At 68.5% G+C, this 15408-nt stretch carries 12 protein-coding genes and 6 pseudogenes; 9 read left to right on the top strand and 9 right to left on the bottom strand.

What is annotated here, in order from left to right; translation table 11 throughout:
• Positions 1-150: 150 nt before the first annotated feature.
• Both AB0C96_RS42245 and AB0C96_RS42240 read right to left on the bottom strand, forming a co-directional pair.
• Positions 151-1095, bottom strand: a complete 945-nt coding sequence (locus tag AB0C96_RS42245) for an NAD(P)-dependent oxidoreductase (RefSeq protein ID WP_362925523.1) — start codon at positions 1093-1095, stop codon at positions 151-153.
• A gap of 55 nt (positions 1096-1150) precedes the next feature.
• Positions 1151-2095: a chlorophyllase gene (locus AB0C96_RS42240; RefSeq protein ID WP_362925521.1), complete on the bottom strand. Its 945-nt coding sequence runs from the start codon at positions 2093-2095 to the stop codon at positions 1151-1153.
• 321 nt (positions 2096-2416) lie between these two features.
• On the opposite strand from AB0C96_RS42240, the gene AB0C96_RS42235 reads away from it, so the two are divergent.
• The 8 genes and pseudogenes from AB0C96_RS42235 to AB0C96_RS42200 all read left to right on the top strand — a co-directional run.
• Positions 2417-3007, top strand: coding sequence for a TetR/AcrR family transcriptional regulator (locus AB0C96_RS42235; protein WP_362925520.1), 591 nt, complete (start codon positions 2417-2419; stop codon positions 3005-3007).
• Between the two features lie 29 nt (positions 3008-3036).
• On the top strand, positions 3037-3291 hold the full coding sequence (locus AB0C96_RS42230) for a hypothetical protein (protein ID WP_362925518.1): 255 nt from the start codon (positions 3037-3039) through the stop codon (positions 3289-3291).
• 147 nt (positions 3292-3438) lie between these two features.
• The gene (locus AB0C96_RS42225; RefSeq protein WP_362925516.1) at positions 3439-3645 is read left to right on the top strand and encodes a hypothetical protein; all 207 of its coding nucleotides are present in this window, start codon (positions 3439-3441) and stop codon (positions 3643-3645) included.
• 247 nt (positions 3646-3892) lie between these two features.
• Positions 3893-4192, top strand: a pseudogene (locus tag AB0C96_RS42220) (2Fe-2S iron-sulfur cluster-binding protein); the annotation flags it as partial.
• Positions 4189-5184: pseudogene (locus tag AB0C96_RS42215) on the top strand (xanthine dehydrogenase family protein subunit M). The pseudogenes AB0C96_RS42220 and AB0C96_RS42215, both read left to right, overlap by 4 nt.
• Positions 5181-5354, top strand: coding sequence for a hypothetical protein (locus AB0C96_RS42210; protein ID WP_362925515.1), 174 nt, complete (start codon positions 5181-5183; stop codon positions 5352-5354). The pseudogene AB0C96_RS42215 and the gene AB0C96_RS42210 overlap by 4 nt, the downstream one beginning before the upstream one ends.
• Positions 5355-5363: 9 nt before the next feature.
• Positions 5364-5546: pseudogene (locus AB0C96_RS42205) on the top strand (hypothetical protein); the annotation flags it as partial.
• A 219-nt stretch (positions 5547-5765) separates the two neighbouring features.
• Positions 5766-6086 (top strand): annotated as a pseudogene (locus AB0C96_RS42200) (integrase core domain-containing protein); the annotation flags it as partial.
• Here AB0C96_RS42200 and AB0C96_RS42195 read toward each other — a convergent pair.
• The 3 genes from AB0C96_RS42195 to AB0C96_RS42185 form a co-directional block, all read right to left on the bottom strand.
• Complete coding sequence (locus AB0C96_RS42195; protein ID WP_362925525.1) at positions 6076-6453, bottom strand: transposase; 378 nt, start codon at positions 6451-6453, stop codon at positions 6076-6078. The pseudogene AB0C96_RS42200 and the gene AB0C96_RS42195 overlap by 11 nt on opposite strands.
• Before the next feature lie 606 nt (positions 6454-7059).
• The gene (locus tag AB0C96_RS42190; protein WP_362925513.1) at positions 7060-8181 is read right to left on the bottom strand and encodes a hypothetical protein; all 1122 of its coding nucleotides are present in this window, start codon (positions 8179-8181) and stop codon (positions 7060-7062) included.
• A gap of 534 nt (positions 8182-8715) precedes the next feature.
• Positions 8716-11535, bottom strand: coding sequence for an AAA family ATPase (locus tag AB0C96_RS42185; RefSeq protein ID WP_362925512.1), 2820 nt, complete (start codon positions 11533-11535; stop codon positions 8716-8718).
• A 641-nt stretch (positions 11536-12176) separates the two neighbouring features.
• On the opposite strand from AB0C96_RS42185, the pseudogene AB0C96_RS42180 reads away from it, so the two are divergent.
• A pseudogene (locus AB0C96_RS42180) lies at positions 12177-12338 on the top strand (DUF202 domain-containing protein); the annotation flags it as partial.
• An 18-nt stretch (positions 12339-12356) separates the two neighbouring features.
• On the opposite strand, the gene AB0C96_RS42175 reads toward AB0C96_RS42180, so the two are convergent.
• The 4 genes and pseudogenes from AB0C96_RS42175 to AB0C96_RS42160 form a co-directional block, all read right to left on the bottom strand.
• On the bottom strand, positions 12357-13118 hold the full coding sequence (locus AB0C96_RS42175; RefSeq protein ID WP_362925510.1) for a glucose 1-dehydrogenase: 762 nt from the start codon (positions 13116-13118) through the stop codon (positions 12357-12359).
• Positions 13119-13150: 32 nt separating this feature from the next.
• Positions 13151-14443 (bottom strand): MFS transporter, encoded by a 1293-nt coding sequence (locus AB0C96_RS42170; protein ID WP_362925508.1) that lies wholly within the window; start codon positions 14441-14443, stop codon positions 13151-13153.
• A 112-nt stretch (positions 14444-14555) separates the two neighbouring features.
• Positions 14556-15131, bottom strand: coding sequence for a TetR family transcriptional regulator (locus tag AB0C96_RS42165; RefSeq protein WP_362925506.1), 576 nt, complete (start codon positions 15129-15131; stop codon positions 14556-14558).
• 74 nt (positions 15132-15205) lie between these two features.
• A pseudogene (locus AB0C96_RS42160) lies at positions 15206-15408 on the bottom strand (MFS transporter); the annotation flags it as partial.

The raw sequence follows: 15408 nt of genomic DNA, 5'->3' as shown, positions 1-15408 counted from the left end.
CATCTGCGCTTGTCGTCGTCGGGGGGGGCCCCAACCCCCGGGGCCCGTGTGTGAGCGGCGCCACTTACTTGGGGGGGGGGGGGCCGGGGCCCGGGGGGGGGGGGGGGGGCCCCCCGCCCCCCCCCCCCCCCGTCCGCATCGCGACTCTGCTCAGTTGTCGTTGCCTGCGCGCAGCCAGGCGATGTAGTCGGCTACGGCTCGTTCGGTGTCGTACTCGGGCTGGTAGCCGGTGTCTTCCTTCAGCTGGCTGATGTCGAGGACCAGGTGCGGTGCGGTGCCTCCGGTGGGGAGGGCGACCCGGGCGTCGGGGACCGTCGTCTTGATCGCCTGGCTGATCTGGGCGTTGGTGGTGGCCCGGCCGGATCCGACGTTGTAGGTGCGGTGGTTCAGCTTGTCCGCGAGCTGGAGGAGGGCGATCGCCCGCCCGGTGTCCTTCGCGTAGGTGAGGTCGAGCCCGTCCTCGGCGAAGGCCGGCCCCACGAGGTGAGTGAGGTCAGGAGCGGTGCCGCGGGCGGCGGCGTGGACGAGGGAGGGCGCGGCGAAGAACGGGTCGGGGTGGCCGAGCGGGCCCCAGGTGCCGGAGATGCGGTAGTTGACGATGTCGAGGCCGGTGGTGTCGGCGAGGAACCCGCCGAGCATTTCGCCGACCTTCTTGAAGGTGGGGATGGAGACGGGCGCGGTCATCGACAGCGGGGCGTCCTCGCGCAGCGGCCCGTCGCCGCCGGCGCCGAGGTAGACGCCGATGGTGCTGGCGATGCCGAGGCGCCGAACGCCCCACTCCTGGGCGGCCTCGGCGATGTTGAGCAGCCCTCCGAGCGCCTGCCGTGTCGCCTCGACGGGCGCGTCGGGGACGGGCGGCCAGGGGTAGGAGCCAGCCAGGTGGACGATGCCGGTGATGTCGTGGCGGCGGCCGACGGCAAGGAGGGCCTCGCGGTCGGTGATGTCCGCCTGCTCGGCCTTCACCCGAGTTCCGTCGAGTACGGGCGGGAGTTCGCGGGCGCTGCGCTGGACCACGACGCAGTCTTCGCCCAGGTCGAGCAGGGCGCGCACGGTGTGGGATCCGATGAAGCCGAAGCCTCCGGTGACGAGGAGCATCACATGTCCTTATGCGTGTCGGTGTCGATCGTTGGGGGTGGTGGCGGGGCGTTCTTCACTTGCTCCGCAGCGTCCCGAGCGGCTCGGGGCCCTGCTCCAGGGCGGTGGCCTCCGCCTTCCAGCCGGCGTCGTCGCCCTGGAGGGCGCTGCGCAGGAAGGCCGTGGTGAGGCGCTGGATCAGGGCGACGTGCGCGGGAGACTCGTCGGTGGTCTCGGCGACCTGGTGGCCGGAGATGCCGCCGAGCGAGTGCTCGGCACCGAACAGCGTCAGCAGGCTCTTGTCGCCCGGGCTGTGGGTGTAGGGATCGGTGAACCAGTCCGGTCCACGGGTGGACAGGTGGGACTGGTCGTGGTCGCCGGCGACGATGAGGGCCTGAGTGGTCATGGTGTCGAACGACGGCTTCATGAAGGGGAAGTGCTCGGCGGCGAACGGCGTCAGATCATCGCCCAGGCCGGTCAGGGCCAGCAGCACGCCCGCCTTGACCCGGGGGTCGGACATGTCGTCCCCGGGCGTCCCGTCAGCGTCCAGGACGCGGGCGCCCAGCAGCGCGCTGACCGTCTGGGCGCCCCATGAGTGGCCGGCCACGGCGATACGGGTGCGGTCCACGCGGCCGGCGAGGCCCGGTACGGACGCCTCCAGGACGCCGAGTCCGTCCAGCACGCGCGTGATGTCCTCGATCCGGAAGCGCCAGATCCGCGGCGTGCGGGGGTCCTCGGCGGGGACGCCGAGCGTCCGGGAGTCCAGGTGGGTGGGCTGGACGACCACGAAGCCGTGAGCGGCCCAGTGGTCCGCCAGCGGGGCATAGCCGTTCATCGACCAGCCGAAGCCGTGCGAGAGGACGATGACGGGCAGGTCGCCGCCGGTCACGGGGGCGGACACGCGGACCTGGAGGTCCTCGCCCCGGCCGCCCGGGGCGGGCAGGACGACGGGCTTCACGGATATCACCGCGGTGGATGCGAGCGCGGGATTCTGCACGCTCGGGGCGCAGGGGTGGGACATGGAAGGGCCTTCCGATCGGTTTCTTCGACGCTGGATTGCTTGATTGGGGGCCCGGCGACTGGCGGTGCCGCAGGGCCGGCCGGGAGGGGAGAGAGGCGCTCCTCACGCACGGCGACATCGACGCCGTGCATCGGCGCTCGCCTGGTCTTCCATCCCCCCGGGCGGAGCATGAGGACGTCCCCCGGGCAGAGCATGAGGACGACAACGGCCTGGCCGCAGGTCCCCCGGTCTGACATCCTGAATGAAGCGGAACGTGGTTCCACTACGATATGGAACAACGTTCCGCTTCGCAAGCCCATGAAACATGAAAGGAGTGCCGCGGTGAACGACGACAGCCGGCGCCGGGAAAGCTCGACACCCTCCAAGCGCAAGGACGCCCGGCGCAATCAGCAGACCCTGCTGGACGCGGCCGCCGCGGTCTTCGTCTCCTCCGGCGTGGACGCGCCGGTACGCCAGATCGCCGCCGAAGCCGGCGTCGGGCTCGGTACGATCTACCGCCACTTCCCCACCCGGGCGGACCTCGTCATCGCCGTCTACCGCCACCAGGTCGACACCTGCGCCGAAGCGGGCCCGGCCCTTCTGGCAGCCGGCCCGACACCCTTCACCGCCCTGGAACGATGGGTGGACCTCTTCGTCGACTTCCTGGTCACCAAGCACGGCCTGGCCGCCGCGATGCAGGCCGACAGCACCGGCTTCCAGACGCTGCACGCCTACTTCCTCGACCGTCTCGTACCGGTGTGCACCCAACTCCTCGACGCCGCGACCGCCGCCGGCGAGATCCGCGCCGACCTCGACGCCTACCACCTCATGCGCGGCATCGGAAACCTCTGCATCGGCACCGAAAGCGACCCCCGCTACGACGCACGCCGACTAATAGCCCTCCTCCTCTCGGGGCTGCGCCGACCACACTGACCGCGACGCCCGCTACTTACGGGAGCCGTATGAACGGCCCTGCGGCGGAGCGATATCGACAGGCGTACCGCGACCCTCCAGAGCGGCAGCTGCGCCGCGACGATCAGCACCGCAGCGGGGAACTCCTGCGCAGCACGCAGCGGGCGGGCGCGGTGCACCCAAACGTCCGGACCCGCGACCTGCTCACGCTCGTCAGCGCCATCTCGCTCGCCACCGAGCAGGGCGACGGGGGCGAACGGGCCGCCCGCCTGCCGACTATCGCGATCTACGGGCTGCTCACCTGAGGTTGCAGTGCGGCGCTCCCCGTCGGGCACCACACTGACCTACGACGGGCTGCGTGCCGCCGAGGCCAAGGGCAACAAGGGCGGGCGCCGCCCCGCCGTGGCGGCCGGAAAGACCGACGCCGTGCGCACCGCCCGGAAGTCGGCTCGATGTGCCTCACCTTCGAGGTGATGGCGATCTTCCGCACGGACGGCCGGCGCCTCGTCACCTACCAGGCGCCGCCCGGCGCCCCAGACCACGACGCGATGCTGCTGCTGGACATGGCCAGCCCCGAGGAGGCGGCACTCCCCGGGCCGAGCAGCAGCCGACCGGGCGCGCAGAAAGCCGGATTCCGGGGTCTGACGGGCAGTGGTTAATGACCTGAGTCGGAGGTTCGTCGTCGGTTGTGTGTGACGCGACGATGGTTGCCGGGATCGCTGGGTGCGGCAGTCATGGCGATGCGCCCCCGTCCAGGTCCATACCGCGGTCAGAAGAGACGGCGGAGACCGCTGAGATCGACGTCCAGGCGGCCCTTGCCCGACGTAACTACCTGGTCTCCACCTGCTCTGACGCCGCAGCTCAGTGATGGCCGGCGAACAAGGGACGTCTGGCAGTTCCCCAGCGGTAACGATCGAAGGTCTGGGCGACCCCGCTGACCTGCATCCCATGCAAATTGCCTTTGTCGAGTGTGACGGCTTCCAATGTGGCTACTGCACTCCCGGCCAGATCTGCTCGGCTGTCGGCATGCTCGCCGAGGTAGAGGCGGGTTGGCCCAGCCACGCCACCGCTGAGGTCGCCGCGCCGCGGATCGCGTTGATCGATGAGGAGATCCGCGAGCGGATGAGCGGCAACATCTGTCGGTGCGGCGCCTATCCGAACATCGTCGCGGCCATCCGTAGCATCGCGAAGGGGGGCCCAGCATGAGGCCCTTCACCTACGAACGACCGAGGGACGCACGGGCTGCCGTCGCCGCGGTGTCCACAGCCGGCGCGAAGTTCATCAGCGGCGGCACCAATCTGCTCGACCTGATGAAGCTCGACATCGAGCATCCCAGCCATCTGGTCGACATCAGTCGACTTCCGTTGCGGGACATCGAGGAACTGTCGGACGGCGGACTGCGCATCGGCGCCCAGGCGGTGAATTCCGACGTGGCCGCCGATACCCGGGTACGCACCCGCTATCCGATGCTGTCGCAGGCGCTGGTGTCCGGCGCCTCGGGCCAGTTGCGCAACAAGGCGACCATCGGTGGAAACCTGTTGCAGCGTACTCGCTGCCCCTACTTCTACGACACGGCTGCGGCCTGCAACAAGCGGGATCCAGGATCCGGCTGTTCGGCGATCGGCGGGTTCAACCGGATCATGCGGTTCTCGGCGCCAGCGACTCCTGCATCGCCACCCACCCCTCGGACATGGCCGTCGCGATGACCGCGCTGGAGGCGGATATCGAGCTGCTCGACGCCGATGAGTCGGTACGCCGCGTCGTCATCACGGACTTCTACCGGCTACCGGGCGATACGCCGCACATCGAGTCCGTCCTCCGGCCCGGCGAGATGATCACGGGCGTGATCCTGCCCCCTCCCCCACCGGGCGGGCAGCTCTACCGCAAGGTGCGCGACCAGGCGTCCTACGAGTTCGCGCTGGTCTCCGTGGCGGCTGTCGTCGCGACCGTTCAGGGAATGATCAGCGAGGCGCGGGTGGCGTTCGGTGGTGTGGCGCACAAGCCGTGGCGGTCCTTCGAGGCGGAGGCCGCGTTGGCAGGCCGTCCCTCCACGATGGCTACGTATCGCACCGCCGCCCAGGCCGCGATGCGCGACGCCGTGGGCCAGGGTCACAACGACTTCAAGATCGAGCTGGTTCGGCGCACGCTGTGCCGCACACTGGCGCAAGCGGCCCGGTCAAGCTGAGGAGGCGAGATGATCGGGCAGCCTTTGAACCGCGTTGACGGCCCTTTGAAGGTCTCCGGCCGGGCCACCTACGCCTACGAGTATTGGGAGGCCGGCCAACCGCTCTACGGTGTCATCGTCGGCGCGACGATCGGCAAAGGCCGCATCACCCGTATCGATACCGAGAGCGCCGAACGTACGTAGGGCGTACACATGGTGATGACGCATCACAATGCCCCGGTGCAAGGGGTCCGTGATGAGTCCGTTCAGTTCGAATACTGGCGTGCCCAGCCCGTGCTGACCAGCCCGGACATTCACTACTGCGGCGAGCCGGTGGCACTCGTCGTCGCCGCGGCCTTCGAGCAGGCCCGAGCGGCGGCCGATCTCGTTGACATCGAATACGCCGTCGGGCCGGGACGTTTCGACTTCGCTGCGGACGACGACGAGACGTACATTCCGAAAGTGGTCAATGCCGGGATCCCCACCGATACCGCGGTGGGCGATTTCGATGCCGGATTCAGTGCCGCTGCCGTGCGGGTCGACCAGCGCTACACGACGCCGTACGAGTTCTCGATGCCGATGGAACCGCACGCATGTCTGGTGGAACCCAGGCAGTACACCTCCGCCGCGTTCGCCGCGGCCTGCGCGAAGGCCGGCGTCCGCCAGTCCATGAGCGCGGTCGGCAGCAGCGCGGACAACGCGCTCGCAGAGTCGTTCAACGCGACGTTCAAACGGGAAACGCTCCAGGGTCGAAAGTGCTGGCCGAGTGAGCCTGAGGCCCGCCTCGACACGTTCCGTTGGCTGCACCGCTACAACACTCGACGCCGTCACTCCCGGCTCGGGCAACGCAGTCCCATCGCCTACGAGACGGCCCTCAACACAACATCAACTACTGAGGTTGAACTCGTGATGTCGTCTTCCGGGATCAGGGGTTGATGGTCAGTCCCGTCTCGGCAAGGCAGCCGTCTATGAGGTGGCTGCGGTACTGGATGTGGCGGAGGCCGCGTCGGATGCGCTGCATCAGGTGCTCTGGGGTAGTGAAGGCGACGTTGGAGAGCCAGCCGCGCCGCAGCAGGGACCAGACACCTTCGACTGGGTTGAGGTCGGGTGTGTAAGGCGGCAGGTAGTAGATGGTCAGCCAGTCCCGGGTGGCGGCGAATTCTCGGAGGTCGGCGGCCTTGTGGACGGTGAAGTCGATCCGGGGCGCGGTTCCGGTCTTGTCGACCGGCCCGTTTCCCCGGACCGCTTCCCGCACCCGGCGTGCCCGTTTCCGAGCACCGGGCGCTCCACAAGTCCTGTTCAGGACCCGTGTGTTGTCCTCATGCCAGGCTGGGCCATGGAGTCGGGATGACTGTTCCCCGGTAGCGGTAACGCGTGGTGGTTACCTTCGCGGGGTTGAGCAGCGGCCTTCCTCCGAGGCCGGCCACCATCCGACGTCGCAGTAGCGGCGGCGGAGGTCCTTCCAGGTGGACCGACGGTGTTTGCGGCGCAACCAGCTCCCGACCTGGCGCCACGTGTAGTAGCTCAGGTAGGCGAAGGTCGCGCTGGACACACCGGCATGCGGGGGCGGCTATGGGCAAGGCCGGCGCGGCACATGCCGTCTGGTGGGGCGGCGTCCAGGGCGTGCGGTCGGCGAAGGCCATTGCCAGGTGCCGTCAGGTCCAGGCGGCGGACACTTTCTGCGTTTCGGGGAAGCGGCTCGCAAGCACCGATCCCGGCTGCCTCGGATGTGCGAGGCAGCCGGGATCAATCAGCCCGCGGAGCCACAGACCACGTGCCCGGTAGGCACAACCAGCCTCTTCAGCTCGCCTTCAGTGCACTGACCGTACGGATGGGCAAGGAGCCTTTGCAGTATTCGCCGGCGACAGATGACTGTGCCCGCTTCACACAGGCGACTCGCTCCAGCTGACTACACCCCACCGGGCTTGGAGGACGTGCACCCGGGGGCCGTGGAGTCTGTGGTGCATTTCGCGATGACGCTGTGAACATTGTCGACGCCCTCCACCGGCATGGTGACGGTCATGTGGTGCGTCCACGTCGACCCGACATCGTTGCTGAATGTCCAGTCGCCGGTGGTCGTCTTGAGCGCCAAGGCTCGCGCCAGCCACGCTGTCTGGCCGGGCGGAACCTCCATTGTGTAACTGGTGCCCGATGCCTGAGTGGTGGTCTGCGTCTCGGTCCAGGTGTGTTGGTATCCAAGCTGGACGTCGGTTTTGAGTGGGCTCTTGGCCTCTGATCCCGGTCCGATCGTGACATTGACGCCGAGGGTGTCTGTTTGGCTGACCATGTCCGCGCTGGACTGCGACCAGTTCATGGAGCAGCTCAGGTTGCCGCCGGAAGGCCCGCTGGAGTTCGTGCAGACGGGGGAGGAGCCCTGCTGGTCACTCGATGTGGAAACGAGTTGGTAGGGCCCGAGGTAGGCGGGCTGGGAGTGGTCGGTGATGGTGTACGAACTGGCCGTGATGACGCCGGATCCGTTGTTGCGCTGGGTCAGGGCGTACTGCGTCGCCAGATCATCGATGGTCGGGCCGCTTGGGCTGTCACCGGGGGACGCACTCGCGGTCCACTGCTCGTTGTGGGCTCCCACGCTGTTGTCGCCCGCTCCTGGGGCGCAGCCAACGGACCCCATCGGGTAGGCGTCACCGTTGTCCAGGGGGGTGTCGGGGACTTTCAGCGTGACGCATTCGTTGTCGTCGACGCGCCTAATCAGGTAGGTGTTGGCCGCCGTGTTGGTGACCGGTTCGGCGTAGAACAGCTGCTTCTGGTTTGTGGCATCGCAGGTGGTGGACATGGCGAGGTAGCCATTTTGGTCCACTTCGACGCAGCCGCTCTTGCTGGAGATGTTGTTGGCGATTTGGAAGCTGCCGTCGTTGTTGGGGTTGGGCTTGAAGCTCCACTGATCGCTTGGCACCGTGTCGGTAGTCCGCACGACGAGGTCATTGCTGTCCGACGAGTCGTCATTCAGCAGATCAATTTTGCCTTCCGGGTCAAGGTACCTGCTGTAGTCGTGGGGTACGACGGAGAGGGTCATGCATCCGGTGTTGGAACTCTTGTCACACGAGGGGTCGTCTGCGTGAGCTGGCGTGGTAGCCAGCAGTGACAGCGGTATGGTGAGTGCGACCGCCAGGAACGCAGGCATTCTTCGCGTCGCATTTCGTGGGACTTGTTCAGTGGGCATGGGTCATTTCCCCTTCGTCTTTCTTCGTGTTTCCGGCACTGCGACCACCTGACGCTGAGGCGACCGGGCAGCAGGCGGTTGTGCAATTCGGTGAAATTCGGGCTGCTGCTTGTTGCACGAGTCCCAGGGCCGTAACCGGGACCGCCGGCACCGCGACGGTCGTTGGCGGCCCCGGGCTCGGGGGGCATCTCAGCGGTCATGGTTCTTGGTCCTCGCTCCGGTGAGCTGTGCTCTTCGGGCCGGTCAGGTGACCCCGAGCGGCACAGGTCCACCCCGTGCGCCCAGATCACCGTGGCACCGTCAACGTAGGCGGGGGAAAGCGGAGGAACATCCTCCAACTGACGGATATGTTCTCGATTTCGGGTGCCGGGCCGTGGTGACCTGCGGTCAGTCCCGCCGAGGCGCCACCCCGGACTTCTGCCGGCGGGTCACCTCCGCGGCGATTTCGACCCGTGAGGTCATCGCCAGCTTTCTGAGGATGCTGGACACGTGGGTGCTGACGGTGCTTCGGGTGATGGACAGCCGAGATGCGATCTCGGGATTGGAACACCCCTCGGCCACGTGCTCCGCAACGAGGCGTTCGGTGTGGGTGAGTGCTTCCCAGCCGTCGCGAGAACCGGTTCGGGGCCTGTGTGAGCCCCGGCGAACGGCGACCGCGCGCAGCCGGGAGGTCGCCTGGGCCACGTCCCAGACCGCGCCCATCTGCGTGAATGTGTCCAGTGCCTGATCGAGCAGGACGCGGGCCTCGGCCAGCCGACCGCTACGGGCCAGCAGTTCCGCCGCATCGGTAAGGGCGTGTGCCGCATTGAGTGGTCGCGGGGCGTTGCGGTAGCAGCGGACCGCTTCCATGAGCAGATCGGGGTCCTCGCTCAGCAAGCCTTGACAGCGGTAGGCGTCACCGAGCTGGTTGGGACCGCCGCTGTGGTCGGCGCGTTGTTGCGCGGCGGCGGCGTATCGCTGTGCGTTCGCAAGGTCCCCCTGTGTCAGGGCGAGGCGGACCAGATCGGGTGTCAGAGAGCTGAGGTTCCGCTGGCCCGGGTGGCCGCTCCCGAACGCCTCGGCGAGTCGGGAGTAGGCGCGCTGGACATCGCCCTGCGCTTCGTCCAGAAGGGCGCCGGCGCGCAACGGCAGATACGCGTAGAAGGCAGCGACCGCCGGGTTGCCGCCCTCGGGCAGCGGAGCGGTCAGATGTGCTTCGGCGAGGGGATGCCTGCCTCTGTGCACGGCGATCAATGCCGCCACCGCTCGCAGCGCCCGGCTCAGCGCGTCCTGGCCTCCGCAGGCGAGACCTGAGGCGATCTCCGCCAGCGCATCGTCCCAGCGCCCCGTGTGAAACGCGACGAGCGCGCAGACCAGGTGGTACCAGGGCAGAAACATCCCCCCGGTGCGCTCCGCCGGGATGCGTATGGCGGCGAGGGTCCGCCGGGCGTCGTGCCCGAGATCGAGGGCGATGTAGTAGTTCACCAGCGCGAGTTGCATCCCCATCCACTGCGCCGGGTGCACCGTGTCGGGCGTGATGCGGAACGCCAGCCGCGCAAGTTCAACCGCCTCGACATCAGGTGCTTCGAGTAAGCGCTTGGTTGCCAGTACGGTCAAGGCGTCGGCCAGGGCCTGGCTGTCGCCGGCCTTGTCAGCTGCGCGCCGGGCACGAGAGGCGACCACGCCGGCTTCGGTGAGGTCGCCCAGCGCGAAGAGGCATACGGCGCTGAACGCCTGGAGCCGGACCGCCTCGATCGCCGGTACGTCCGGGCTCCGGCATCCGGCCCGCGCCTCCGCCAGCGCCAGGTCAGGCCGGCCACGGGCGAACGCGGCCTGGATGACGATCCAGCGCATCCGGCATCCCCACCCGGGGTCAGGCGCCTTGGCCAGGGCGCAGCGGGCACTTTCCTCCGCCTCGGCGAGGAGACCGCAGGAGAGCAGCGCAAGGGCATGGTGGAGACGGAGGTTGGCGTACCCGGCATCCGTGGAATCGCTGACTTGCAGCGCCATGGTGAGCAGCCGCAGAGCCATGTCCGGTGCCCGCGCGGTGAGCCGTGCCGCGGACCCTTCCAGCCACGTGATCAGGAAGTCCGGGCTCGGCAGCCCACCCAGGAGGTGCTCGGCAACGCGTTCGGGAGCTGCCCCGGCCTCGGCCAGACACTGCGCTGCTCTCATGTGCAGCATGGCCCGGACCGACTCCGGCACGGCGTCGTACAAGGTGTGCCGGATGAGCTCATGTCGGAAGCGCAGCTCTTGGCCGCTGTCCCCCAGCACCCCGGCTGCCTCGGCCTCCGCTATGACGGCCAGCAGGTCGCGTAGCGGAAGGTCCATCACCGCTGCGAGTTCGGCGGTGGTACAACTGGCGCCCAGCACGGAGGCGACGCGCAGCACCTGCAACACGTCATCACGCAGGTACCGAAGCCGGTGCGTCACCAGTGTGGTCAGCGACGGCAGCGTGCAGCCGGCGGCGATGTCCGCCGTGGCCTCACCGGTCTCGATGGCCTGCTCGCGCCTCAGCGCGGCGATCAACTCGGTGAGGTACAGCGGGTTGCCGGCGGTTCCCTCGGCCATGCGGCGCAGTCGCGGACCGGCCGGCCGGCCGCACAGGTCCGCCAGCAGAGCCGCCACGGCCTCCGTATCGAGGGGTGCCAGCTCCAGCAGCGTGCGATGTCCGGCGATCGGGCTCCGCGACAGGTGGCCGACCTCCTCGACTCCGGACACGGGTCGGTGAGCCCCCACCACCAGAAGCGGCAATTGATGCACCGAACACACCAGCTTGTGCAGCATGGCCACGCTTGCCAAGTCTGCCCACTGGAGGTCGTCGAGGAACAGCGCCAGCGGCCCCTGTGCGCACAAGTCCTCGACCAGCCCGATCATCGCCTCGCTGGTCGCGGCATACGCCCCAGCCACCTCGGTCTTGGCGCCCGGCACCCCGTAGCGGGCATCGCCACGCAACACCTCGGCGACGCGGGCCCGCCAGGCATCCGGGGGAGACTCCTCCAGCCTCATGCAGCTTGAAATGAAGGCGAACGGCCATGCCTCTGACCGCTCCTGGGCCCTCCCCTGGAGCACTCGCAGGCCCCTGCGCTCTGCGGCTGCCGCGGCTTGCTCGAGCACCGTGGTCTTCCCGAGACCGGCCTCACCCACGACGAACGCGGCGTGCCCCACGCCTGCAAGCGTGGACTCCGCCAGCCTGGACAGCTCCGCCAACTCAGCTGCACGACCCATAAGTTGACCTTCGAATGCAGTCATTACTTCGCCCCTAAGTCATGCAATGCCAGGTGTTTCATAACACATGCCTTGGATGTGTGCAGCGAGGGCCGTCACCCGTACAAGGTCCGCTCGTCGATCAAGGCAGCCGTTGAGCCCGGGTATATGCAGTCCAGGACGTGACTCTCGTCGTATCGCCCGGTGGCCCCGACTACAGGGACCAGACGAGTACCGAACAGCGGCGGCCCGGAGGCCAAGGCGAGCAAGGTGGAGCCGCGTGCGTCGTGGTGAGAGCCACGCTTGTAATCCCTGCCGGCCGCGAGTCCGGCCGGGATGCCGTGCGGCAGCGGGAAATGGTCGCGGCCGCGCTCGGCGAGCATGTGCGGGTGCCCTCGTGCAGCGGATCCGCACCTGCTTCGGCCTGCTGGCCGGCGGCGTGGCCATCAACCAGCTCGTCACCCCGTCACCGGCCCAATCCATCGTCTCGACGGCTGCCTGCTGCTCGCCACCGCGCTCGCGGCCGGCTCCTACACGCACTGGCGCCGCGCGCAGGACGCGATCAGACGCGACCAACCGCTGCCCGCCTCGCCGCTGATCCCGATCCTCAGCCTCGGCAGCGGGGCCATCGCCGTGACCGCCACACTCGCGGTGGCACTGGCGTGACCACCGGCCAACCGCGCGACCCCGGACTGCAGGCCGAACGAACCGTACTGTCCTGGCGACGAACCGCCCTGTCCGGCACCGTGGTGGCGGCGCTCTACCTCCGCCACGGGGCACAGCCCGGCTGGGGCACCGCCGTCCTTCCCGCCCTCGTGGCGGTCGCCGCCCTGCCGCGGGTTTCAGGCGGTGGCTCCTCCGTCGACGACAAGGTCGGCTCCGACAACGAAGCCGGCCTCGTCGGAGGCGAGCCACAGGACTGCGGCGGCGACCTCACGAGGATCGCTGACGCGGCCGGCCGGCACCACGGCGCGCACGCGGGCGTCGCGGTCTTCGCGTGTTTCGCCGGGCCGGTACGACATGGGGGTGTCGCTCGCTCCCGGGCTGACGGCGTTGATGCGGATACCGTCGGCGATGCATTCGCGGGCGGCGGTCTGGGTCAGGACACTTACACCCGCCTTGGAGGCGGCGTAAGCGGCCAGGCCGGGGCGGCGGCCATGGGCGCCGATGTTGGAGGCCACGTTGACGATGGCCCCGCCGCCGTTGGCCTTCATACAGGCGATCTCGTGCTTCATGGAGAGGAACATGCCTGTCAGGTTGACGTTCAGGACCCGCTGCCAGGCCTCATGATCGAGATCGGCTACCGGCGCACCCTTGCCGAAGATTCCGGCGTTGTTGAACGCGATGTCGAGACGGCCGTAGCGCTCGGCGACCGTGGCGACCATCCGCGCGACGTCATCAGGGCGGGTCACGTCCGCAACAACCGCGTCGGCCCGGCCGCCGTCGGCCTCGATCTCCTTCACCGCCCTGGTGAGGGAGTCGTCTTGGGGGCCGGCGAGAACCACGGTTGCCCCCTCCCGGGCGAAAGCCAGCGCGGTCGCACGGGCGATGACACCCGCTCCCCCGGTGATGAGGACGACCTTTCCTTCGAAACGTGCGGACATATGTCTTCTCCTTTGCTGTAGTGCGTGGTTGGTCACCAGGTACGGGCCGCCGCAATGGCGGCGAGCCCGGTGGTGAGGACGAAGGCGAGAGCGGCCACGGTGAACGCGGTGCCCAGGCTGTGGGAGGCGAGCGGGGTGAACGCCGCCAGAGCGAGCGGCGGACCGAGTTCCATCGCGGTGTTGGCCAGGCCACCGGCCAGACCGCGTTCCCGCTCGGTTGCACCGTCGAGCGCGGCGACGGTGGCACCGGAGAAGGCCAGACCGGCGCCGATGGGGAAGACCAGCAAGCCGGCCAGCAGGAAACCCGCGTACGGCCCCATCCGGCTGATCAGCAGCAGTCCCGCTGCGCTTGTGAGCAGCCCGAAGAGCATCACGCGCCGGGCAGCGGCACGACTCAGTATCCGGCCGGCGAGCGGACCCGCCGCCAGGACCGCGATTGCCGGCGCGAGAAAGGCAACCGATGTACGCAGGGGCGAATACCCGCGGTCCTGGGCGAAGTTCAGGGTGAGAAGAAAGTAGACCGCACCCATGCCACCTGAGGTGACCAGAATCGCGCTCAGCGCTGCGGCCCGGCGCGGCGCAAATGGGAAGGACAGCGGTAGCAGAGGGGCCGGCGAGCGCCGTTCCACCATGATGAACGCGGCAAGCAGGGCCAGGCCGACAAGGATGGGCACGGGACGAGGCTCGTTGAGACCGTAGAGCAGGACGGTCAGGCCGGCGGTGACGAGCACCCCACCCAGCACGTCGACCGGGCCCCGTTCTGACGGTGCGTCGGGCGGCATCAGCCGGGGTGCGGCCCATGCGGCAACTACCGCGATCACGGCGGGGGCAGCGAACAGCCACCGCCAGGAGACCCATGTGACGACCACTCCGGACAGCACGGTGCCAAGCGTGGCACCCGTACTGGCCAGCACGCCCCACACCGCGACAGCACGGTCGCGCCGGGCAGGCTCGGCGAAGACCGAGCCGAGCAGCGCCATGGCAGCAGGTACGGCGAGCGCGGCCCCCACCCCCTGCCCGAAACGGGTAGCGAGTAGGAGTGCGAGGTTGGGGACGAGGCCGGCGAGCACCGAGCTGACGGCGAAGATCGCCATCCCGACGCGGAATACGCGGCGGTGGCCAAGGAAGTCGGCTGCCTTGCCGCCGAGGAGGAGCAGGCCTCCGAACGAGAGACTGTAGGCGGAGGCGATCAGTGTCAGAGCGGACCCGTCCAGCCGCAGGTCTCGCTGAACAACGGGAAGGGCCACCGTGATCATCGTGATCGCGGCGATGACGGTGATCTGGACGGCGCCGAGCAGGACAAAAGCCAAGCGCTCCCGCCGCACCGAGCGAACGTACGGCGCAGACAATGTCGTCGTATGCATTTCCCTAGCTATTCCAGATCACTCGGTTCAGAAAGTGCTCATGAGGGCCGGACGGACAGGAGGAGTGATGACGTCAGTCGAGCAGCGCCAGCGCTTGGCGCACGGCGTCATGGACCCGGCCCGGATCCGCGGGGGCCCTGCCCATCACCCGCATCCCCTGGAAGAGCACCACCAGAAAGCGGGCGAGAGACCGTGGATCCTTGTCGGCGTCGATCTCGCCTTGCGCCCGGGCCCGTGCGAGTGCGACGTGGAGTGATGTCTCCAGCGTGGTCCAGCTCCGCTCGACCACGCGCGCCGCGGCGATGTCCCGGCCCGCCAGCTCGACCGCCGTATTTACCACCATACAGCCGCGGTTGTCGGCCGAGGACTCCTCCGCGTACCGCTCGATCAGTGCGCGAACGGCGGGCAGCACCGGTCCCGGCCGGCCGAGTTCCTCGACGAGCGCGGAATCCTTCAGCTGAAGGTAGCGCTCCAGGGCCTTGAGAAAGAGGTCGTGCTTGCCCCCGAACGTCCCGTACAAACTCGCGCGGGCGATGCCGAGGTGCTCCACGAGGTCGGCGAGCGAGGTCGCCTCGTAGCCGCGCTCCCAGAACAGCTCGAGAGCCCGTTGAAGTGCCGCATCCGGATCGAATTCCTTGGTCCGCGCCATGGAGCAAGCCTAACATCAAAACGAGAACGTTCGGTCAAATAATGGGGCGGTGATCCTGGACCGGCCGCAGCATGTCACTTACGGTGCCGGCCGTCCCTGGGGGAGCGCAGTCCCGCGGCCATGAGCGCTGCGGTGAGCAGGAACGCGACGGCGGCGAGGGCGAAGGCGTATGCGTAGCCGCTGACCGCGGCTGCCGAGGGGGTGGCATGGGTGAGCGCGGCGGTGCGGCCGTCGGCGAGCGAGGTCAGTACGGCCACGCCCATGGTGGCGCCGGTGA

The sequence above is a fragment of the Streptomyces sp. NPDC048506 genome, from assembly GCF_040651315.1.
GTDB lineage: Bacteria > Actinomycetota > Actinomycetes > Streptomycetales > Streptomycetaceae > Streptomyces.
This window is presented reverse-complemented; position numbering and strand designations above follow the sequence as displayed.

Excerpts from the sequence above, each read along its gene's own strand:
- AB0C96_RS42210 (WP_362925515.1), top strand. The coding sequence starts at position 5,181 with ATGATCGGGCAGCCTTTGAACCGCGTTGACGGCCCTTTGAAGGTCTCC.
- AB0C96_RS42230 (WP_362925518.1), top strand. The coding sequence starts at position 3,037 with ATGAACGGCCCTGCGGCGGAGCGATATCGACAGGCGTACCGCGACCCT.
- AB0C96_RS42175 (WP_362925510.1), bottom strand. The coding sequence starts at position 13,118 with ATGTCCGCACGTTTCGAAGGAAAGGTCGTCCTCATCACCGGGGGAGCG.
- AB0C96_RS42190 (WP_362925513.1), bottom strand. The coding sequence starts at position 8,181 with ATGACCCTCTCCGTCGTACCCCACGACTACAGCAGGTACCTTGACCCG.
- AB0C96_RS42245 (WP_362925523.1), bottom strand. The coding sequence starts at position 1,095 with ATGCTCCTCGTCACCGGAGGCTTCGGCTTCATCGGATCCCACACCGTG.
- AB0C96_RS42165 (WP_362925506.1), bottom strand. The coding sequence starts at position 15,131 with ATGGCGCGGACCAAGGAATTCGATCCGGATGCGGCACTTCAACGGGCT.
- AB0C96_RS42185 (WP_362925512.1), bottom strand. The coding sequence starts at position 11,535 with ATGGGTCGTGCAGCTGAGTTGGCGGAGCTGTCCAGGCTGGCGGAGTCC.
- AB0C96_RS42225 (WP_362925516.1), top strand. The coding sequence starts at position 3,439 with ATGTGCCTCACCTTCGAGGTGATGGCGATCTTCCGCACGGACGGCCGG.
- AB0C96_RS42240 (WP_362925521.1), bottom strand. The coding sequence starts at position 2,095 with ATGTCCCACCCCTGCGCCCCGAGCGTGCAGAATCCCGCGCTCGCATCC.